General features: G+C 70.8%; 17 protein-coding genes and 2 pseudogenes. 9 read left to right on the forward strand and 10 right to left on the reverse strand.

Features of this window, described 5'->3' with window-relative positions:
- Window positions 1–130: 130 nt before the first annotated feature.
- The 7 genes and pseudogenes from arfB to BLW76_RS05525 all read right to left on the reverse strand — a co-directional run bounded on the left by arfB (window position 131) and on the right by BLW76_RS05525 (window position 5,932).
- A pseudogene (gene arfB / locus BLW76_RS05495) lies at window positions 131–563 on the reverse strand (alternative ribosome rescue aminoacyl-tRNA hydrolase ArfB).
- Window positions 564–565: 2 nt separating this feature from the next.
- A pseudogene (gene purM, locus BLW76_RS05500) lies at window positions 566–1,632 on the reverse strand (phosphoribosylformylglycinamidine cyclo-ligase).
- 28 nt (window positions 1,633–1,660) lie between these two features.
- On the reverse strand, window positions 1,661–3,187 hold the full coding sequence (purF, locus tag BLW76_RS05505) for an amidophosphoribosyltransferase (RefSeq protein ID WP_091304777.1): 1,527 nt from the start codon (window positions 3,185–3,187) through the stop codon (window positions 1,661–1,663).
- Window positions 3,188–3,305: 118 nt separating this feature from the next.
- Complete coding sequence (locus BLW76_RS05510; protein WP_091304778.1) at window positions 3,306–3,611, reverse strand: hypothetical protein; 306 nt, start codon at window positions 3,609–3,611, stop codon at window positions 3,306–3,308.
- A complete protein-coding gene (locus BLW76_RS05515; RefSeq protein ID WP_091304779.1) occupies window positions 3,598–3,837 on the reverse strand; it encodes a DUF397 domain-containing protein in 240 nt (79 codons plus the stop codon). Before BLW76_RS05515 ends, BLW76_RS05510 begins: the two co-directional genes overlap by 14 nt.
- 263 nt (window positions 3,838–4,100) lie before the next feature.
- On the reverse strand, window positions 4,101–4,979 hold the full coding sequence (locus tag BLW76_RS05520) for a helix-turn-helix domain-containing protein (protein ID WP_091304780.1): 879 nt from the start codon (window positions 4,977–4,979) through the stop codon (window positions 4,101–4,103).
- Window positions 4,980–5,038: 59 nt separating this feature from the next.
- A complete protein-coding gene (locus BLW76_RS05525; RefSeq protein ID WP_091304781.1) occupies window positions 5,039–5,932 on the reverse strand; it encodes an IS982 family transposase in 894 nt (297 codons plus the stop codon).
- A gap of 227 nt (window positions 5,933–6,159) precedes the next feature.
- On the opposite strand from BLW76_RS05525, the gene BLW76_RS05530 reads away from it, so the two are divergent.
- Complete coding sequence (locus tag BLW76_RS05530) at window positions 6,160–6,957, forward strand: SAM-dependent methyltransferase (protein WP_167384554.1); 798 nt, start codon at window positions 6,160–6,162, stop codon at window positions 6,955–6,957.
- Window positions 6,958–6,979: 22 nt separating this feature from the next.
- Here BLW76_RS05530 and BLW76_RS05535 read toward each other — a convergent pair whose 3' ends face one another.
- Window positions 6,980–7,360: a sterol carrier family protein gene (locus tag BLW76_RS05535; protein ID WP_167384481.1), complete on the reverse strand. Its 381-nt coding sequence runs from the start codon at window positions 7,358–7,360 to the stop codon at window positions 6,980–6,982.
- 56 nt (window positions 7,361–7,416) lie between these two features.
- Here BLW76_RS05535 and BLW76_RS05540 point away from each other — a divergent pair, with 56 nt between their 5' ends.
- The 5 genes from BLW76_RS05540 to BLW76_RS05560 all read left to right on the forward strand — a co-directional run bounded on the left by BLW76_RS05540 (window position 7,417) and on the right by BLW76_RS05560 (window position 12,203).
- Window positions 7,417–8,124 (forward strand): type VII secretion system-associated protein, encoded by a 708-nt coding sequence (locus BLW76_RS05540; RefSeq protein ID WP_091304784.1) that lies wholly within the window; start codon window positions 7,417–7,419, stop codon window positions 8,122–8,124.
- A 104-nt stretch (window positions 8,125–8,228) separates the two neighbouring features.
- Window positions 8,229–9,029, forward strand: coding sequence for a lysozyme (locus BLW76_RS05545; RefSeq protein ID WP_091304785.1), 801 nt, complete (start codon window positions 8,229–8,231; stop codon window positions 9,027–9,029).
- Window positions 9,030–9,222: 193 nt separating this feature from the next.
- Window positions 9,223–10,092, forward strand: a complete 870-nt coding sequence (locus BLW76_RS05550) for a lysozyme (RefSeq protein ID WP_091304786.1) — start codon at window positions 9,223–9,225, stop codon at window positions 10,090–10,092.
- Window positions 10,093–10,267: 175 nt separating this feature from the next.
- Window positions 10,268–11,119 carry a hypothetical protein gene (locus BLW76_RS05555; protein ID WP_091304787.1) on the forward strand — a complete coding sequence of 284 codons (852 nt, stop codon included), beginning with the start codon at window positions 10,268–10,270 and terminating at the stop codon, window positions 11,117–11,119.
- A 4-nt stretch (window positions 11,120–11,123) separates the two neighbouring features.
- Window positions 11,124–12,203 carry a pentapeptide repeat-containing protein gene (locus BLW76_RS05560; RefSeq protein ID WP_091304788.1) on the forward strand — a complete coding sequence of 360 codons (1,080 nt, stop codon included), beginning with the start codon at window positions 11,124–11,126 and terminating at the stop codon, window positions 12,201–12,203.
- 66 nt (window positions 12,204–12,269) lie between these two features.
- Here BLW76_RS05560 and BLW76_RS05565 read toward each other — a convergent pair whose 3' ends face one another.
- Window positions 12,270–12,992 carry a TetR/AcrR family transcriptional regulator gene (locus BLW76_RS05565; protein WP_208613221.1) on the reverse strand — a complete coding sequence of 241 codons (723 nt, stop codon included), beginning with the start codon at window positions 12,990–12,992 and terminating at the stop codon, window positions 12,270–12,272.
- A gap of 68 nt (window positions 12,993–13,060) precedes the next feature.
- Here BLW76_RS05565 and BLW76_RS05570 point away from each other — a divergent pair, with 68 nt between their 5' ends.
- Entirely contained in the window at window positions 13,061–14,224 is a 1,164-nt protein-coding gene (locus tag BLW76_RS05570; RefSeq protein ID WP_091304789.1) for a DUF418 domain-containing protein, read from the forward strand.
- Window positions 14,225–14,264: 40 nt separating this feature from the next.
- Here the strand turns inward: BLW76_RS05570 and purL are convergent, their stop codons facing one another.
- Complete coding sequence (purL, locus tag BLW76_RS05575; RefSeq protein ID WP_167384482.1) at window positions 14,265–16,571, reverse strand: phosphoribosylformylglycinamidine synthase subunit PurL; 2,307 nt, start codon at window positions 16,569–16,571, stop codon at window positions 14,265–14,267.
- Between the two features lie 282 nt (window positions 16,572–16,853).
- Here purL and BLW76_RS05580 point away from each other — a divergent pair, with 282 nt between their 5' ends.
- Both BLW76_RS05580 and BLW76_RS05585 read left to right on the forward strand, forming a co-directional pair.
- Window positions 16,854–18,488, forward strand: a complete 1,635-nt coding sequence (locus BLW76_RS05580) for an ABC transporter ATP-binding protein (protein ID WP_091304790.1) — start codon at window positions 16,854–16,856, stop codon at window positions 18,486–18,488.
- A complete protein-coding gene (locus tag BLW76_RS05585; RefSeq protein WP_091304791.1) occupies window positions 18,485–20,230 on the forward strand; it encodes an ABC transporter ATP-binding protein in 1,746 nt (581 codons plus the stop codon). The genes BLW76_RS05580 and BLW76_RS05585 overlap by 4 nt, the downstream gene beginning before the upstream one ends.
- The last annotated feature ends 63 nt before the right edge of the window (window positions 20,231–20,293 follow it).

Raw genomic sequence — 20,293 nt, forward strand, 5'->3', positions numbered from 1 at the left:
GCCTCACCCGCGAGGTCCACGAGGCCGGGGCGCACACGGCGTTCCTCACCCCCGGCGACCTGGGGATCGGGAACGTCTACGCCCGCGTCGGCTACCGGCCGGCGGGCGAGTGCGTGCACCTCTCGATGAGTTAGTCGTCGAAGCGGCCGGAGCGGCCCTTCTTCACGTCGCTCCGGCGCTTTCTTCGACGCCAGGCGGCGCTCCTTCGAACCCCGCGAGGGTTTCGTGGGACGCCGCTTGGCGGGCGGCCGGCGCCGAGGCGTCGAGCAGGAGGTTCGCGAGCCTGCCGCGGGCTGCCTCACGGTTCTGCAGCTGGGACCGGTGTTCGCTGGCCGCGATCGTCAGGACGCCGTCGACCAGCCGGGACGCCAGCCCGGCCAGCAGCGCTCACGCAGGTGCTCGGGGATCGACGGCGACCCGGCGACGTCGAACGACAGCTCGACCCGCGAGTCCGTCGTGTTGACGCCTTGACCGCCGGGGCCGGACGACCGCGAGAAGCGTTCGCTGAGCTCGGCTTCCGGGATGACGAACCGGGAGCCGACGACGACGTCCCCGGCGGCCACCGTCAGAACCGCGGGTGGTCGCCCGAGAGCACGCGCGCGGGCCGTCGACGTCTTCGGCGGGCTGGACGTCGCCGAGCACCCATGCCGGGACATGCCGCGCGGTGAGCATGGCCAGCGCCCTGTCCACGTCTTCGGCGCCGACGATCGCGACCATGCCGACACCCATGTTGAACGTCTTCTCCAGCTCGGCGCGCTCGACCTTGCCGCGCTGGCCGATCAGCGCGAACACCGGCGCCGGCGTCCAGGTGCCGCGGTCGAGCCGGGCGACCAGGCCGCGCGCATGACGCGCGCGAGGTTGGCCTCCAGGCCGCCGCCGGTGATGTGCGCGAACGTCCGGACCTCGGTCTCGGCGGCGAGCGCCAGGCAGTCCTTCGCGTAGATCCGCGTCGGCTCCAGCATCTCCTCGCCGAGGGTGCGGCCGAACTCCTCGACGTGCCCGCCGAGCGGCATCCGGGCGATGTCCAGCAGCACGTGGCGGGCCAGGGAGTACCCGTTCGAGTGCAATCCGGACGAGCCGAGCGCCAGCACGACGTCACCGGGCGGACCTTCTCGGCGAGAGCAGCTGGGCCGCCTCGACCACGCCGACGCCGGTGGCCGACATGTCGTAGTCGTGCTCGCCCATCAGGCCCGGGTGCTCGGCCGTCTCGCCGCCGAGCAGCGCGCAGCCGGCCTGGACGCAGCCCTCGGCGATGCCGCCGACCAGGGCGGCGATCTTCTCCGGGTGCACCTTGCCGACGGCGATGTAGTCCTGCAGGAACAGCGGCTCGGCGCCGGTCACGACCAGGTCGTCGACCACCATGGCGACCAGGTCGATGCCGACCGTGTCGTACTTGTCGAGCGCCTGCGCGACCGCGATCTTGGTGCCGACGCCGTCGGTCGAGGACGCGAGGATCGGCTCCTTCCACTTGTCGAGCTTGAGGGAGAAGAGCCCGGCGAAGCCGCCGACACCGCCCATGACCTCGGGCCGCGTGGCCCGCTCGGCGTGCGGCTTGAGCAGCTCGACGGCTTGGTCGCCGGCGTCGATGCTGACGCCGGCGGCGGCGTACGTGGCGCTCGTGGACTCGCTCACGGTGGACGGACTCCCTACTGGAAGGAACTCAGGGACGCCGGACGGCGTCCTCGGCACCGTACCCGGCGGGGCTGACGGGGGTCGCCGCGCCATTGACCGCGTCGAGGCTTTCGAGCAGGTGTTTCCCGATCAACGCGTCTTCCGGCAGCGGGATCGGGTACTCGCCCGAGAAGCACGCCGTGCACAGCCGCGACTTCGGCTGTTCCGTGGCCGCTACCAGGCCGTCCAGGGAAATGTAGCCCAGGGAGTCGGCCCCGATCGAGCGCCGGATGCCGTCGGTGTCGACGCCGTTCGCGACCAGCTCGGCCCGCGAAGCGAAGTCGATGCCGTAGAAGCACGGCCAGCGCACGGGCGGCGACGCGATCCGGACGTGCACCTCGAGCGCGCCGGCTTCCCGCAACATGCGGACGAGCGCGCGCTGGGTGTTGCCGCGGACGATCGAGTCGTCCACCACGACCAGGCGCTTGCCGCGGATGACGTCGCGCAGCGGGTTCAGCTTGAGCCGGATGCCCAGCTGGCGGATGGTCTGCGACGGCTGGATGAAGGTGCGCCCGACGTAGGCGTTCTTGACCAGGCCGGTGCCGTAGGGGATACCCGAGCCCTGCGCGTAGCCGATCGCGGCCGGGGTGCCCGACTCCGGTACCGGCATCACCAGGTCGGCCTCGACCGGCTGCTCGGCCGCGAGGCGGCGGCCGATCTCGACGCGGGTGGCGTGCACGCCGCGGCCGGCGATCGTGGTGTCGGGGCGGGCCAGGTAGACGTACTCGAACACGCAGCCCTTGGGGTCCGGGTTCGCGAACCGCGAGGACCGCAGGCCCTCGGCGTCGATGGCGATCAGCTCGCCCGGCTCGACCTCGCGGACGAACGACGCGCCGACGATGTCGAGGCCCGCCGTCTCGCTCGAGACGACCCAGCCGCGCTCGAGCCTGCCGAGCACCAGCGGGTGCACGCCGTGCGGGTCACGCGCCGCGTACAGCGTGTTTTCGTCGGAGAACACCAGGCAGAACGCGCCCTTCAGGGTGGGCAGCAGCTCCATGGCCGCGGCCTCGATGCCCTTGTCGGCGGCGTTCGCGGCGAGCAGGCCGCAGATCAGGTCGGAGTCGCTGGACGAGCCGGTGAGGCCCGCGTGCGGCTTCAGCCCCGCTTCGATGGTGCGTTCGCGCAGCTCGGCCGTGTTCACCAGGTTGCCGTTGTGCGCGAAGGAGAGGCCGCTGCCGGTCTCGGTGGTGCGGAAGATCGGCTGGGCGTTCTCCCAGATGGTCGCGCCGGTGGTCGAGTACCGGCAGTGACCGACGGCGATGTGGCCCTGCAGCGACTGCAGGATCTGCTCGTCGAACACCTGGCTGACCAGGCCGAGGTCCTTGAAGACCACGATCTGCGAGCCGTCGGAGACGGAGATGCCGGCGGCCTCCTGGCCCCGGTGCTGCAGGGCGTAGAGGCCGTAGTAGGTCAGCTTCGCGACTTCTTCCCCGGGAGCCCAGACGCCGAAGACGCCACACTCCTCACGGGGTTCCGGTTCGGGCTGGTCGGACACGAGCTGCGGGTCGGAAACCACCGAGGAGCTCCTGGGAAGACGTGGTCAGGCCGATTTCAGTGTAGACGGTGCGGGCATGAGTCAGGCCCCGCCCGGCGTGGTTCTGACCACTTCGGACGGGGCCCGCAAGCCTGTTCCGCTAACACGCGTCGGGCAACGAAAGGATCTCCGCCAGCACCTGCGCGCCTTCCCCGCGGCGGCGCCACAGCCACCGCTCCGGCTCGAAGATGTTCTCCTCCGAGCCGGGCATCCTGGTCGCCACGACGTCGTCCTCGGCGTTGAGCCGGACCACGTCCACCACGTCGTCGTGCACCCGCACGCCGACGACGGCGAGGACCTCGCCGCGCTCGTCGGCGGGGTGGACGAACTGGTAGCCGCGAGCCACCAGCTCCTGCAGACCGGTCTCGATGTCGAAGACGGGGGCGACGGCCTCAGCCGAGGACATCGTCGAATTCACCGTCCTTCGCGCCCGCCAGGAACGCCGCCATCTCGGCGCGCGTGTAGACGAGCGCCGGGCCGGTCGGGAAGCGCGAGTTGCGCATCGCGATCTCGCCGTTGGACAGCGGCGCGACCTCGACGCAGTTGCCGTTGAAGTTGCTGTAGCTCGCCTTGCGCCATGCGACACCGGTCAGCCGATCAGCCGGGACGCCGTTCTCGAATCGCTCAGCCATGATCCCACCTCTCGCAGCAGAAAAGCCTTCCGGACGATGCATCTGCATGTGCATTTGCCCGCGTGTCCGAGGCTAGCACGTGTGCTTGCAGCGGTAAATGCACGTGCAGAATTTCTTGCAAAGTTCTCGGACGGTAAAGAATCAGCTGGTCGAGCTTACCCTGTCGGGTGACAGATACTCGCCCTAACGGGTTAACCGCTACGCCAAGTTACCGGTCAGCGGGCAGCACCCGGCACCGCCGAATCGGGTACAGGCAAGGCTTTCTAGATCTCCTGGCGACGCTTCGCGAGCATCCCCCGGCTCCGCTCCGGAGTCTCCGCGTCGACGGCCAGCATGTCGAGCGCGCGGCTGTACTTTTCGATCTCTTCGCGCTTCTCGATGTAGTGCGCGCCCGTCAGGTACTCGACGTAGGCGATGTTCGGCAGTTCGGGCTCGCCGAACCGCAGCAGCGAAAAAGCGTGTTCCGCGGAGAGGCCGCTGCTCTCGTACGGCAGCACCTGGATCGACACGTGCGGCAACGCGCTCATTTCCAGCAGGTATTCGATCTGCTGCTTGAGGACCTTCGGGCCACCGATCGGGCGGTGCAGCACCGACTCGTCGAGCACCATCCACACGCGGGGCGCGTCCGGCCTGCTGAACATCTTCTGGCGGCGCATCCGCAGCGCGACGAGCTGGTCGACCCGCTCGTCGGCCATGTCCGGGCGGCCGTGGCTGAAGATCGCTCGTGCGTACGGCTCGACCTGCAGGAGGCCCGACACGTAGATCGGCTCCCAGATCTGGATTCGCGCGGCGGCTTCTTCGAGGCCGACCAGGTCGGTGAACCAGTTCGGCATGGTGTCGCCGAAGCGCCGCCACCAGCCCGGCTCGTTCGACTGCTTGACCATGTCGAGGAACGCCCGGCGCTCGGCCGGGTCGTCGACGCCGTACATCGTCAGCAGGTCGGTGACGTCGCGTTCCTTGAACCCGACCCGGCCCAGCTCCAGCCGGCTGATCTTGGACTCGGACCCACGGATGTTGTAACCGGCCTGCTGACGGGTGATGCCGGCCTCTTCGCGGAGACGGCGCAGTTGCGAGCCGAGGATCATGCGGCGCGCCGTCGGGCCGATGTTCTGTTCACCTGCGGACGCGTTCACCGCGTTCATTCCCGGCCCTTCCGCGCTCACGTCACCAGGGGGTTCTAGACGAGTAATGCGTAACTCGGTCAGTGGTCGTAGGCGGTCAGTGATCGGGTGATGGGTTGGCCGGTGGCGCGGTTGTGCCAGATGGCGGCGGTGAGGGCCAGGAGGCGTTGGGCGATGCGGACTCCGACGCCTTCGATGGTGCGTCCACCGTGCTGTTCCAGGTTCAGCTGGCCCTTGAGGGTGTCGTTGACCGACTCGATGAGCTGGCGGATGGACTTGAGCAGCGGCTCACCGGGATGCGGCTTGCGGTTGCGGTAGGACGGCCGGATCAGCCGGACCCCGCGCTCGGCCAGGAAGCGGTCCAGTTCCGCGGAGACGTAGCCCTTGTCGGCGATGATCAGCAGCCCCGGACGTTCGGTGAGCAGGTGGGGTTCGTGGTCGCAGATGGCCATGAGCACCTGCCGCTCGTCGACCTTCGGGTCGGCCAGCGCCCAGGCGATGGGGAGTCCGGCCGGGGTGCAGACCAGATGCAGCCGCAGTCCCCAGAACCAGCGCGAGTGGGAGCGGCAGAAGCCATACTTTGCCCAGCCGGCCAGCTCCGAACGCTGGACCGTGGGTCGGGAGCGACCGCATTCGACCGGGGTGGAGTCCACGATCCAGGTGGTGTCGGTCCACAGGTCGGTGTCCGCCGCCAGCCAGCGCATGACCTGCTTGACCAGCGGCAACGCGGCACGCAGCCGACGGTTGTAGCCGGACTGGCCAGGCAGATAGCGGAACGCGCCGGGCATCCGGGCGGGCAGGAACCGCAGCCAGCGGGCCTCGGAGGTGAACCCCAGCAACGCCTGGGCCACGGCCAAGGTCACCAGCTCCGCGTCGGTCAGCTTCGGCGGCCTGCCCACCCGCCGCCTGCCGGCGAGGTGGTCGTCGATCTTGACGTAGAGTGCGGTGAGAAGGGTGTTCAGGTCTGTCGTCACAAACCGATCTTGAACACCCTTCGCCCATCTCCAGCCACCACCCAGACTTACGCATTACTCGTCTAGCCCGACTACCGAAAGTACACGTTGAGGCTTCTTGCGCAAAGGGGTGACCCGGTTTACCCCATGCGCGCGTCGTCCTACTGTACGTAGAGCACGAGACTTTCAACACAAAACTTGCGAGGTTCAAGATGCCCGACGCCGCGACCCGGACCGAACGAGTTCCCGTGGGGGTCGACCCGACCCGAGCGAGCATCGCGCGCGTGTACGACGCCTTCCTCCTCGGGAAGGACAACTACGAGATCGACCGGGAGGTCCTGCACAAGGTGCAGAAGGCCGCCCCGGAGGCACAGGACCTCGCGTTCGAAAACCGCGGCTTCCTGATCCGGGCCTGCCGCTTCCTCGCCAGCCAGACCGGCATCACGCAGTTCCTCGACTGCGGCTCCGGCCTGCCGACCGCCGAGAACACCCACCAGGTCGTCCAGCGGATCAACCCGGAGATCAAGGTCGTCTACGTCGACAACGACCCGGTCGTGCTCGCCCACGGCCGCGCGCTGCTCGAAGAGAACGAGAACACCCACTTCGTCGCCGAGGACATCTTCGAGCCGCAGCGGATCCTCGAGCACGAGGCCGTCCGGCAGCACATCGACTTCTCGCAGCCGGTCGCCTTCCTCCAGCTGGGCACGCTGCACCACTACAACGGCCCGCACGAGCGGCCGGCGGAGATCATGAAGGAGTACGTCGACGCGCTGCCGTCGGGCTCGTTCGTGGCGATCTCGCACTTCTTCGACCCCGAGGACGAGGACTCCGCCACCGCCCGCAAGATGGAGGACTTCTTCCTGCACAGCCCGATGGGCTCGGGCACCTTCCGGACGCAGAAGGAGATCGAGGACCTGTTCGCCGGCCTCGAGATGGTGCCCCCCGGCGTCGTCCGCTGCGCCGACTGGTGGCCGGACGGCCCGCGGCTCAAGGAGCTCAACGTGGCCCAGCGGACCATCGCGGGCGGGATCGGCCGCAAGCCGTAGCCCCTGTCCCCGGTCCCGTCCGTCAGAGCCGGACGAGGGGGAGCCAGTGGGACAGGTCGGCCCGGGTGCCCGACGCGGACACCCGGCCGGCCGCCACTGCCGTGGTCCAGTCCAGTTGCCCGGTGGCCAGTTCGAGCCACGTGCGCGGGTCGGTCTCGATCACGTTCGGCGGGGTGCCGCGGGTGTGCCGCGGGCCCTCGACGCACTGCACCGCGGCGAAGGGCGGCACCCGCACCTCGACCGTCCGGCCCGGCGCGTCCGCCGCCAGCGCGCGCAGCGACAACCGCACCGCCGCAGCCAGTTCCGGGCGCGCGGGAGCGGGCTCGCCGCCCTGCAACCACGGGGAAACCGCCAGCACCGCCGCACGTAACTGTCCGGGGTCGACCGAACGCGAAGAGGCCATGGGCAAACAGTAGAGTGGCGCACCAAGACTTGGCAGGCACACCCGAGAACGTGGGGATGACGATGGCGCAGCGGGACGAGGCGGATCGGATGGTTTCGCAGCAGCCCACCGGAAGCGGAGCCGATCGCCCCGGCGGCAGGCACGGCAAGCACGACCGCACCGCGCGTCGCGACGGCCGGCAGGCGCGCCGCTCCGGCAAGCAGGGCACGCCCGAGATCACCGAGGAGATGCGCGCGAACGCCCGCGCCAACCCGAACAGCTGGCTCTACGTCATCGACGAGGCCTTCGACCCGAACGGCCCGGTGCCGTCGTGGGCGGTCGTCGGCGCCTACCCGGTGAACGACGCCGGCGACGTCGTCGCCGACTTCCACCCCAACGACCGCTACCGACCCTCGCCCAAGGCGCTCGGCTTCCCGGAACCGGCGAACGACCTCGAGCACCTGCTGCAGCTCGTCCGCACCGAGCACCGCCCGCCGTCCGACCTGCCGAAGGTCGTCCTCGACGCGACGCTGTTCGTCTACGCGATGTCGCCGGTGCAGCGGACCGTCATCGGCTTCCACAACACCGACGGCCGGGTCATGGTGCCCGCCTACACGCGCAAGTCGCTCGTGCCGCGCGAGTGGCCGCACGCGCGGGCCGTGGTCGGGCGCGACATCGTCGACCTCCTCGGCGGGCACCCGGTCGCGATCAACCCGCACGACCTCATCACGGCCGTCGTGCCGGCTGAGCACCTGATGAAGGCCATCGCCGAAGAACGACGCTGACCTGCGGCTCCCACTCGATCGAGTGATCATCGACTCGCCGATCCGGCGACGCCGGTGCATGGTGAGGCTGAAGAAGTCTCACGAGATCGGTGGGGAGCCAGAGGGTGAAAAGACGTTCGCTGCCCTTCGCCGCCGTCCTCGCGGCCACCCTCCTCGTGGCCGGGCAGGCGACGGCGAAGGCCGACGACATCTACGCCGGCGCCCAGGACCACTTCGCGGGTTCGCAGATCGCCAAGGTCGAGGGCGTCGGCGAAGCGCCGGACGTGCTGTACGGCGGTGAAGACCAGGTGCTCGGCCACGACGTCAGCGGGCACCAGGGCCCGGTCGACTGGCGGGGCGCGGCCGGCTCGGGCGCCAAGTTCGTCTACGTCAAGGCGACCGAGGGCACCGGCTTCGTCAACCCGCAGTTCGCCCAGCAGTACAACGGCTCCTACAAGGCCGGCCTGATCCGCGGCGCCTACCACTTCGCCCGGCCGGACATCTCCGACGGCGCGGCGCAGGCGCGGTACTTCCTGGCCCACGGCGGCGGCTGGTCCGCCGACGGCAAGACCCTGCCCGGCGCGCTCGACGCGGAGTACAACCCGTACGGCGAAACCTGCTACGGCAAGGACGCCGCGGGGATGGTCGCCTGGATCCGCGCGTTCTCCGACACCTACCGCGCGGCGACCGGCCGTCCCCCGACGATCTACACGTCGACGAGCTGGTGGAAGCGGTGCACCGCGAACAACGGCGGCTTCGGCGCCAACCCGCTGTGGATCGCGCGCTACAACACCTTCGTCGGCGAGCTGCCCGCCGGCTGGGGCGTGCACACGATCTGGCAGTTCGCCGACCGCGGAACCCTGCCCGGCGACCAGAACTGGTTCAACGGCTCGGCGGACCGGCTGCTCGCCCTCGCACTGGGCTGAACGGCCCAGCATTTCCAATAATAGGTGTTAACCCGTCACCAATTAACGATCTTCTTCCCGGGAAAATCACCCACACGTATACCCAATTTCACGGAACTGAGTGACAAACGCCACTTCGTCCTCAACAATCGTGCTCGGGCGGCTACCTGCAGTAAGCCGCTCGTCGCGAGGGTATCTGTGAAGGGATCCAACGATGTCCACATCCCGAAGAGGGCGGCTGTTCGCTGCCCTGGTCGTCCCGGCCACGCTGCTCCTGCTCGGCAGCACGGCCCAGGCGGCGACCTTGTCCCCCGAAGTCGACCCCGTGGCCGCGATCAACGCGGACATCGCACAGCACAACCACGATCTGGGGTCGCAGATCCGGCGCGTCGAAGGCGACAAGTCGACGCCGGACACGCAGCGGGCGGCGCAGCAGCCGCAGCCCGGCCAGGCCATCCCCGGCCAGGTGCTGGCCACGGTGGCCGGCATGGACGTCGCCAGCTACCAGGGCAACGTCGACTGGGCGTACTGGTGGAACCAGGGCAAGCGGTTCGTCTGGACCAAGGCCACGGAGAGCACCAGCTACACGAACCCGTACTTCGCGCAGCAGTACAACGGCTCCTACAACCAGGGCTTCATCCGCGGCGCCTACCACTTCGCCACCCCGAACACCTCGAGCGGCGCGGCGCAGGCGCGGTACTTCGTCGCCCACGGCGGCGGCTGGTCGAAGGACGGCAGGACGCTGCCGGGCGCGCTCGACATGGAGTACAACCCGTACGGCGCGACCTGCTACGGGCTGAGCAAGGCGGGGATGACGTCGTGGATCCTCGACTTCCACGACACGTACAAGTCCCTGACCGGGCGCTGGCCGGTCATCTACACGTCGACGAGCTGGTGGAGCAGCTGCGTGAGCGGTGACTTCTCCAGCACGGCCCCGCTGTGGGTCGCGCGGTACTCGTCGTCGGTCGGCACCCTGCCCTACAACTGGGGCTTCTACACCGTCTGGCAGTACACCTCGAGCCCGCTCGACCAGGACACCTTCAACGGTGCCTACGACCGGCTCCAGGCGCTCGCCAACGGCTGACCCACCCCGGCCCGGCTCCCGGATCGTGACGGGTTCGCGTCGTCACGATCCGGGAGCCGGTTTCATGCCGTACCGTCCGGGCATTGCAGAATGCTGCAGTCACGTCCTGGGGAACCGCACGCGCCCACCGGACGTCGGAAGCGCACGAACCCCAGCGCCCGGAAGGCACGGACCCATGACCTACCCGCCTCAGCCCGGCCAGCCTGATCCGTACGGCCAGCCGCAGTCCGGCGGCGTCCCGCAGCAGCCGTACCCCCAGCAGGGCGGGTGGGACCCCAACCAGCAGCAACAGCCGTACCCGACGCAGCAGTACCCGCCGGCCTCGGGCGGGTTCCCGGCCAACCCGCAGCCGACGTGGGGCGACCCGTACGCCCAGCAGCAACCGCAGCAGTCGGCGTGGGCGGACCCGAACGCGCAGCAGTACGGCCAGCAGGCGTGGGACCCGAACGCGGCCGCCGGCCAGCTGTCCGGCTGGGACCCGGCGACCGGCGGCTACTCGCAGGGCTTCGGCGGGCCGCCCGCGCCGCCGAAGAAGAGCAAGACCGGGATGTGGATCGCCATCGGCGCCGCGGTGGTCGTCGTGCTCGCCGTGGTGGGCGTCACGGGCTTCGTCGCGCCAGGGTTCTTCCTGTCGAAGGACGACACCAACACGGCGGCGCCGGCGTCGAGCACGTCCGCGAAGCCGACGGCGCCGAAGTCGACGACCAAGAAGCCGCCGTCCGGCAGCGAAGGCGGCAGCTCGGACGGCAAGGCCGTGCTGCAGGGCTTCGTCGACAAGCTGAACGCGGGCGACAACGCCGGCGCCGTCGCCATGGGGTGCGCCGACTCGAAGCAGCAGATCAGCTCGTGGCTCGAGACGTTCCTCGAGCCGCCGCTGCAGTTGCAGCTGAGCGACATCCCCGCGAGCAAGTCCCTCGTCGTGGCCGAGGTTTCCGGCACGTCCGCCGGCAAGCCGGTCCAGGGCACGCTGAGCGCCACGAACTTCGACAAAAAGGGCTTCTGCGTCAGCACGATGCTGGTGTCCTGAGCCGGTGAAACTCTGGCGATCGCCGCTGGCGTGGACGTTCCTCGCGTCGGTGGTGCTGCTGCTCGGGGTCGGCGGCTGGCTGCTGGCCGACCCCGCCACCAGCCGCAGCGACGCGCTCAAGACCGGCGGCCTGGCCGGCGGTGCGATCGTGGCGTTGTACGCGCTGTGGCTGAACGACCGGCGCCGCCGGGTCGAGGAACGGCGCCAGGACATCGAGCGGCAGCGGCACGAACTCGAGGCGCAGCGCGCGGAACAGGACCGCGAGCGGGTGGCGGACGAGCGGTTCGCGAAGGCGGTCGAGCTGCTCGGCCACGCGGCCGACCAGGTGCGGGTGGGGGCTCTGCACGCGCTCGCGGGGTTGGCGCGGAGCCGGCCGGGCTACACGCAGACGGTGCTGGACGTGCTGTGTTCCTACCTGCGGCGGCCGTTCGACTACACCCGGCCCACGTCCTCGGACGAGGACCCCGATCCCGAGCGGGAACGCGAGCTCACGGTCCGGCTCACGGCGCAACGGCTGGTGTCGGACCTGCTCCCGGCGCGCGACGACGACGCCCCGGCGTACGACCTCGACCTGACCGGCGCCCGGCTGGAGTACCTGGACCTGTCGGGCAAGCTGATCGGCGGGCTGCTGCTGCGGTACGCGTCGCTGCACAGCACCACGAACCTCAGCGGCTGCCGCTTCAAAGGCCGGGTGTACTTCACCGCCGCGGGCACGCAATCCGGTCGCCAGGTGGGTTACTTCCGTTGCCGCGGCGCGGTTTTCGAAAGCCGCGCCTGGTTCAGCGGCACGGAGTTCGCGGAGACCGCGGAGTTCACCGACACGACTTTCGCCGGGCGGACGGCGTTCAAGGACGCGAAGTTCGCGAAGGACGCGGGGTTCTCCGGCGTGGTCGCCTCGGAGGCGCTGGACCTGCGGCGGACTTCCTTCGAGGGGCAGACCGATCTGCGGTTCGCCTCGCTGCCCGAGTCGGTTTCGCTGTACAACACGCTGGTGCGGGCCGAGAAGGACGTGCGGTTGCCCGAGGCGTGGACGCTCGAGGAACTGCGCGACGGGATTGCCCGGATCGTGGCCAAGGCGGGCTGAGCAGCCCCCGTTTTCCACGCTACCGGCGGGCACCGACAGTTTCCGGCTGTTAGTCCACAGTGGACGTCACTGGCGGGCGATGACCGCCGCGACGCCGTCGAGGATCAGCTCCAGGCCGAACGTGAGGTCGTGGTCGGCCGGGTCTCCGCCGGCCGGCTCGAAGACCTCGGCCGTGAACAGCACGGCCGCGTCCGGGAACCGGTGCGGTTCGACCAGCTCCGCCAGTGCCCGGCCGTAGTCGCGCTCCAGCGCGGCCTGGTCGACCGCCGCGTACTGGCGGGACAGCACGGCCGCGTTCCGGATGTGCCCGCTCAGCACGTTCAGCACGCCCGCCTGCGTGCCCAGGTCCAGCCTGGTGCCGCGCAGGGCCCGCAGCAGCGCGTCCATCCAGCCGATCGCGTTCGGGCCGCGCGGCGGGCCCGCCATCGGCACGTCGACGAGCCACGGGTGTTCGGCGTACCGCGCCCGGACCGCGGTCGCCCACTGCCGCACGCCCTCGCGCCACTCCGGTGGCTCGCCGAGGTCGGGCACCGGGCCCGCGGCGTGGTCGGCCATCAGCTCGAACAGCTCCTCCTTCGAGCCGACGTGGCGGTACAGCGCCATCTTCGTGAAGCCGAGGCTCTGGGCGACCTTCTGCAGCGTCACCCCGGCCAGCCCGTCGCGGTCGGCCAGCTCGACGGCCGCGACCACCACGCTGTCGACGTCCAGCTCGGCCGGCCGTCCCGCGCGCGGCGCCGCCGGACGCCGCCACAGCCGCCGCAGGGCCGCGGGCAGCTCCGTCTCGGCCATGGGCTTCCTCCAATTAGCGTCCGAGGGATAGTATCTAGGGGACATTAACTACTGACCTGGGGAAACACATGACACGGCCGTTCGCCGCGGGGACCCGCGTGCAGGACGTCGATGCCCTGCGCGGGTTCGCGCTCCTCGGCATCTTCATCGTCAACATCACCTTCATGGCCTCCGGCTACCCCGGCAACCTCGTCACCGACCCGGCGTTCTCCTCGACGTTCGACGACGTCGTCCGCGGGCTGTCGTCGGTGTTCGTCGACATGAAGTTCTACCTCCTGTTCTCGTTCCTCTTCGGCTACAGCTTCACCCTGCAGATCGAGGCGGCCGCCCGCGCGGGCGCGGCCTTCGCGCCGCGCATGCTGTGCCGGATTGCCGGCCTGTTCGCGCTGGGCGTGCTGCACATCGTGCTCCTCTACGGCGGCGACATCCTCACCACCTACGCCGTGGTGTGCCTCATCCTGTTCTGGCTGCGCGGGGTCAGCGACCGGACGGCGCTGCGGATCGCGGCCGTCGTCTACGGCGTCGTGCTGCTCAGCGCGCTGGCGAGCGGGCTCTTCCTGGACCGCTCCGCCTTCGTGCCGTCCGGCGCCGAAGCGCTGGCCAACGCCGAACGCTCGACCGCCGCCCTGCTCGGCGGCTGGGGTGACGTCATCGGCGAGCACCTCGACGGGCTGTCGCTGCTGTTCGTGCAGGCGGTTTCGCTGCAGGGGCCGGCCGGGCTCGCGATGTTCCTGCTCGGCATGGTCGCCGGCCGTCGACGGCTGTTCGCGCGGGTGCGCGGCGACGAGCCGGTCCTGCGCCGCCTCCAGTGGATCGGCTTCCCGGTGGGGATCGCCGGCGGGGTGGCCTACACACTTGGCGGCGGGAACGGCAACACGCTTGCCGTCGCGGCGAGCATCGCCACCGCGCCGCTGCTGACCGCGGCCTACGTCGCGACGCTGCTGCGGGTGATGCACCGGACCGCCTCCGTCCGGGACGCGCTCGCGCCGGCCGGGCGCATCGCGCTGACGAACTACCTCGCCCAAGCGCTGTTCGGCCTGCTCGTCTTCACCGGTGCCGGGCTCGGGCTCGCCGGGACGTTCTCGCCGCTCGCCACGACCGGGCTGGCCGTGGCGTTCTTCGCCGTCCAGCTCGCGGCGAGCGCGTGGTGGCTGCGCGGGCACCGGTACGGGCCCGCGGAGTGGCTGCTGCGCTGGATCACCAACGCGCGGCGGCCGGCCTGGCGCGCTTGATCGGTTCGGGGCCTTCGGCGGCGCCGAAGGCCCCGACCGCTCAGTCGAACAGGGCCGGGAGCGTGCGCTCCCAGGCCTCGCGCAGCTCGTCGAGCGTGAACTCGGTGATGCCCTGCAGCTCCAGCGTGCCCGACTCCGGGTCGACGACGCCGGTCTTGCGCCACGGGAGGCCGCGCGCCGTGCACATCTCCGTGAAGCGCAGCTCTTCCGTGCGCGGAACCGCCACGAGCACGCGGCCGGCGGACTCGGAGAACAGCTGGACGAACGGGTCCTGGTCGGCGTCGAGGAACACCCGGGCGCCGCACTGTCCGATGAGGACGGTCTCGACCAGCGTCTGGATCAGGCCGCCGTCGGACAGGTCGTGCGCGGCCGAGATCATGCCGTCGCGGGAACCCGCCACCAGGATGTCCGCCAGCAGCTTCTCGCGGGCGAGATCGACCTTCGGCGGAACGCCGCCGAGGTGGCCGTGGAGCTCGCGGGCCCACGCCGAGCCGTCCAGCTCGTCGTGCGTTTCGCCCAGCAGCAGCAGGGTTTCGCCGGCTTCCGCGCCGATGCCGGTCGGGATGCGGCGGGTGACGTCGTCGATCACGCCGAGGACGCCGATCACCGGCGTCGGCAGGATCGCCGTGTCACCGGTCTGGTTGAAGAAGCTCACGTTGCCGCCGGTGACCGGGATGCCCAGCTCGACGCAGCCGTCCGCGAGGCCGTGCACGGCCTGCTCGAACTGCCACATCACGCCCGGGTCGGTCGGGGCGCCGAAGTTCAGGCAGTCCGACACCGCCACCGGCGTCGCGCCGCCCGTGGCGACGTTGCGGTAGGCCTCCGCCAGCGCCAGCTGCGCGCCGCGGTACGGGTCGAGGTAGACGAACTTGCTGTTGCAGTCGGTGGCCACCGAGACGCCGCGGCCGGTCGACTCGTCGATCCGGATCATGCCGGAGTCCGACGGCTGGGCCAGCACGGAATTGCCGCGCACGTACCGGTCGTACTGCGACGTCACCCATTCCTTCGACGCCTGGTTCGGCGCCGAGATGAGCTTGAGGACGTCCGCGCGCAGTTCTTCCGGAGTGGACGGACGCGGCAGGTTCGCCGACGTGTCCGCGATCAGGGCGTCCTGAGTGGACGGTCGTTCGATCGGCCGGTCGTACACCGGGCCCTGGTGGGCGACCGTGTGCGCCGGGACGTCGACGACGACCTCGTCGTGCCAGGTGATGACCAGGTGCTCGCCGTCGGTGACCTCGCCGATGTCGGTGGCGATGACGTCCCACTTGCGGCAGACGGCCATGAACGCCTCGACGTTCTCCGGCGCGACGACCGCGCACATGCGCTCCTGCGACTCGCTGGAGAGCACCTCGGCGGGCGTCATGCCCTTGGCGCGCAGCGGAACGCGGTCGAGGTAGATGTGCATGCCGCCGTCGCCGGCCGCGGCCAGCTCCGACGTCGCGCAGGACAGCCCGGCGCCGCCGAGGTCCTGGATGCCGACGACGAGCTTCTGCGCGAACAGCTCGAGGCAGCACTCGATGAGCACCTTCTCGGTGAAGGGGTCGCCGACCTGGACGCTCGGCAGCTTCTTGCGGCCCGACGCCGACTCGTCACCCGAAAAGGTGTCACTCGCCAGGACGGAAACGCCGCCGATGCCGTCGAGGCCGGTGCGCGCGCCGAACAGGATGATCTTGTTGCCGGTGCCGGACGCGAAGGCGAGGTGCAGGTCCTCGACGCGCATCGCGCCGACGCAGAGGGCGTTCACCAGCGGGTTGCCCGAGTAGGACGGGTCGAAGACGAGCTCGCCGCCGATGTTCGGCAGGCCGAGGCAGTTGCCGTAGCCGCCGACACCGGCGACCACACCGGGCAGCACGCGCTTGGTGTCGGGGGCGTCGGCCGGGCCGAACCGCAGTGCGTCGGCGACCGCGAGCGGCCGCGCGCCCATGGCCATGATGTCGCGGACGATGCCGCCGACCCCGGTCGCGGCGCCCTGGTACGGCTCCACATAGGACGGGTGGTTGTGGCTCTCCACCTTGAAGGTGACCGCCCAGCCCTCGCCGATGTCGACGACGCCGGCGTTCTCCCCGATGCCGGCCAGCATCTTGGCCTTCATCTCGTCGGTGGCAGTCTCCCCGAAGTAGCGCAGGTGCTTCTTGGAGGACTTGTACGAGCAGTGCTCGCTCCACATGACCGAGTACATCGCCAGCTCCGCGTCGGTGGGCCGGCGGCCGAGGATCTCCCGGATGCGGGCGTACTCGTCGTCGGCGAGGCCCAGTTCGCGGTAGGGCTGGGTGTGGTCCGGGGTCGCCCCGGCGCGCTCGGTGGTGTCAACGGTGCTGGTCACGGTGTCCGTGTCAGGGTTCGCCACGGCCGTCAGGATACGTGCCGGGCCCGGCCGCCCCGGACGGTGGGCCGCCGAAGCCGGACACCGCTCGGCGGGTGTGACCGAGCAGACATCCGGAGGACCTGGGGACAACTCGGGTGCGTGGCGCGCCTTGTGGACAACTCGGGGTGCGGGCCGGGCGCGCGGGCCGGAATCGTCGGTGGGCGCGAGTAACGTTGAAACCGGGGGTCCCCTAAGCGCCGGGCGTGCGCGAGCTGCCGGAAAATCGGTCGCCTTCCGCTGGTCGGCGGCTTACCGTCGAGAATCGTGCTTTCCGCCACGTACCCCTTTCCGCCGCTGCGGCTACCCGCGCGGCCGACCGCGAGCCGCTTCCTGCTCGCCGTGTTCCGGGCTCGGCTCGGCTCGGTGCTCGGCGCGGCCGCGATCGGTGTCGTGTGGGCGCTTCCCGGCGCGCTGCTGCCCCTGGTCGTCGGCCAGGGCATCGGCGCCATCAGCGCGCACGACGGCGCGGCCGTCTGGCGCTGGGCGCTGGCCGCGGCCGCGCTCGGGCTGGTCCAGACGGCGTTCGGGACCTGGCTGCACTTCCTCAACTACGGCCTGTGGCTCCACGGCGCGGGCACCACGCAGCGAACCGTGTCGGCGCACACCACGCGCGTCGGCGCCGGGCTGCGCGAGCAGACCACCACCGGGAACCTCGTCGCGGTCTCCACGACCGACGTCAACCACATCGGCAACACCGTCGAGATGACCGGCCGCGCGTTCGGCTCGCTGCTGGCGTTCGTCGTGGTCGCGGTGTGGCTGGTCTCGACGTCGCCGCTGCTCGGCGTGGTCGCGCTGGTCGGCGTGCCGGTCGCGGTGCTCGGCATCGGCCCGCTGCTCGCGCCGCTGCAAAAGCGCAAGGCGAAGCAGCGCGAGAAGCGCGGGGACGTCAACGCGCTCGGCGCGGACATCGTGTCCGGCCTGCGGATCCTGCGCGGCATCGGCGGCGAGCGGCGGTTTTTCGCCCGCTTCCGCGAGACGAGCCAGCGGGTGCGGCAGGCGGGTGTCGAGGTCGGCAAGGCCGAGGCGTGGCTGGCCGCGGCGGAGATCGCGCTGCCCGGCCTGGTCACCGTGGTGATCACCTGGCTCGGCGCGCGGCTGGCCGTGGCGGGCTCGATCGACATCGGGCAGCTGGTGGCGTTCTACGGCGTCTCGGCCTTCCTCATCTGGCCGGTCAACGCCGCGACGGAGGCCGTCGGGTCGATCACGTCGGGCCTGGTCGCGTCGCGGAAGGTGGTGGCGCTGCTGGCGATCCGCCCGAAGCTGGCGGACCCGGAGACGCCGGTGCCGCTGCCCGACGGCCCGCTGGAGCTGGTGGACACCACGTCCGGGGTGCGGGTGGCGCCGGGCCGCCTGACGGTCGTCGACTTCGGCGCCGACGGCGAAGCGGTGGCCGACCGGCTGGCGCGGTTCGCCGATCCGGCCGAGGACGAAGAAGTGCTGGTCGGCGGGGTCCGGGCGGACCACGTCGCGCTCGCGGAGCTGCGGCGGCGGATCGTCTACGCGCACAACCAGGACATCTGGTTCTCGGGCGTGCTGCGCGAGCAGCTGGCACCCGCTCGACCGGGTGACGTCAGCATCACCGAAGCGCTGTACGCGGCCGATGCCGACGACATCGTCGACGCGCTGCCCAACGGTGTCGACGAGGTGATCGGCGAGCGCGGCCGCGAGGTGTCCGGCGGCCAGCGGCAACGGCTCAACCTGGCCCGCGCGCTGGCGACCGACGCCGACGTCCTGGTGCTCGACGAACCGACGTCGGCGGTCGACGCGCACACGGAGGCCCGCATCACCGAACGCATCGCCGAGCTGCGGCGCGGCAAGACGACGGTGGTGTTCAGCCAGAGTCCCTTGTGGACACACGTGGCGGACGAAGTCTTCACGAAGAAGGTAGTGACGGTATGAAACGGCTCCCCACGGCGTCCCGGCGGGACGTCCGCCGCTGGGCGCTGAAGACGGCGGCGATCCACAAACGCGAGTTCGGCCTGCTGCTGGGCTCGCTGGCGGTGGCCACGCTGATCGGGCTGGCCGGGCCGCAGCTGCTCGGCGCGCTCGTCGACGACGTCGCGGCCGGCACCACGACCGGGCACGTCGACGTGCTGGCGGCGGCGTTCGTCGGCATCCTGCTGCTGCAGGCGGTGGGCCAGAAGATCGCGCGGATGCGGGGCGCGATCTTCGGTGAGCTGGTGCTGGCCGAGACGCGCGAGGAATTCGTCGGAACGGCGTTGCAGCTGCCGCTTGGCACGGTCGAGGCGGCGGGCACCGGCGACCTGCTGAGCCGGGCCACCACCGACCTCGGCCGGATCGACCACGCGGCGCGGTTCGCCGTGCCGCAGATCCTGGTCGCGACGGTGACCGTGGTGTTCACGATCGTGGCGATGGTGCTGACGTCGCCGCTGCTGTCGCTGGGCCTGCTGGTCGCGCTGCCGCTGCTGGTGCCGGTGAACTTCTGGTACCAGCGGCGGATCCCGGCGGTCATGCAGTGGATGCTCGACCGCTGGGCCGACCTGACCACCAGCGTCCACGAGACCGCGGAGGGCGCGCGCACGACCGAGGCGCTCGGGCTGACCGAGCGGCGGATCGACGCCGCGCACGACGCGCTCGACCAGAGCATCTACGGCGAGCGCCGGATGCGGGCGCTGCAGCTGCGGTGGCTGCCGTCGCTGGAGATCAGCTACGTGCTGCCGCTCGCGGTGATGCTGCTGCTCGGCCTGCTCGCGTACACGCAGGGCTGGGCCGGGCTCGGCGTGATCACCACGATGCTGCTGTACGTGCAGGGCATGGCGGCGCCGCTCAACGAGGCGCTGTTCTGGCTGGAGGACCTGCAGGTCGCGGCGGCCGCGGCGCGCCGGATCATCGGTGTCCGGCCGGTCGCCGTCGAAGACGCGCCGAAGGTGACCGAGGTGCCGCGCGGGCGGGACATCGACGTCGACGGCGTCCGGTTCGGCTACACCGCGGACCGCGAGGTGCTGCACGGCATCGACCTGCGGGTCCCGCGCGGCGAGCGGCTGGCGATCGTCGGGCCGTCGGGCGCGGGCAAGTCGACGCTGGGCCGGCTGCTGGCCGGCATCGCGGCGCCGTCGGCGGGCTCGGTGCGCGTCGGCGGCCAGGACGTCTCGGCGCTGGCCGATGACGTGCTGCGAGGCGAGGTGCTGCTGCTGACCCAGGAGCACCACGTGTTCTCCGGGACGCTGCGGCAGAACCTGGCGCTGCCGGCCCGCCGGGCGGGTGGCGACTGGACGGACGAGGAGCTGACGGCGGCGCTGGCGTCGGCGGGCGCGTCGGACTGGGTCGCGTCACTGCCGGCCGGGCTGGACACGAAGCTGGGCTCGGGCGAGCACCCCGTGCCGGCGGCGATCGCCCAGCAGCTGGCGCTGGCCCGGGTGGTGCTGGCGGACCCGCACACGCTGGTGCTCGACGAGGCGACGTCGCTGCTGGACACGGGCTCGGCCCGCGAGCTGGAGCGGTCGCTGAACAGCGTGCTGGCGGGCCGGACGGTGATCGCGATCGCCCACCGCCTGCACACGGCCGCGGCGGCCGACCGGGTCGCGGTGGTCGAGGGCGGCCGCATCACGGAGCTGGGCCCGCACGAGGAGCTGCTGTCGGCAGGCGGCTCGTACGCCCGCCTCGTGGCGGCGGCTTCGTAGTCCGGAATGTCCGAACTGTGCGACGTGTTGCTCCCCGGGTAGGCGATCTTCTACCTGGGGAGT

The sequence above is a fragment of the Amycolatopsis tolypomycina genome, assembly GCF_900105945.1.
Classification (GTDB): domain Bacteria; phylum Actinomycetota; class Actinomycetes; order Mycobacteriales; family Pseudonocardiaceae; genus Amycolatopsis; species Amycolatopsis tolypomycina.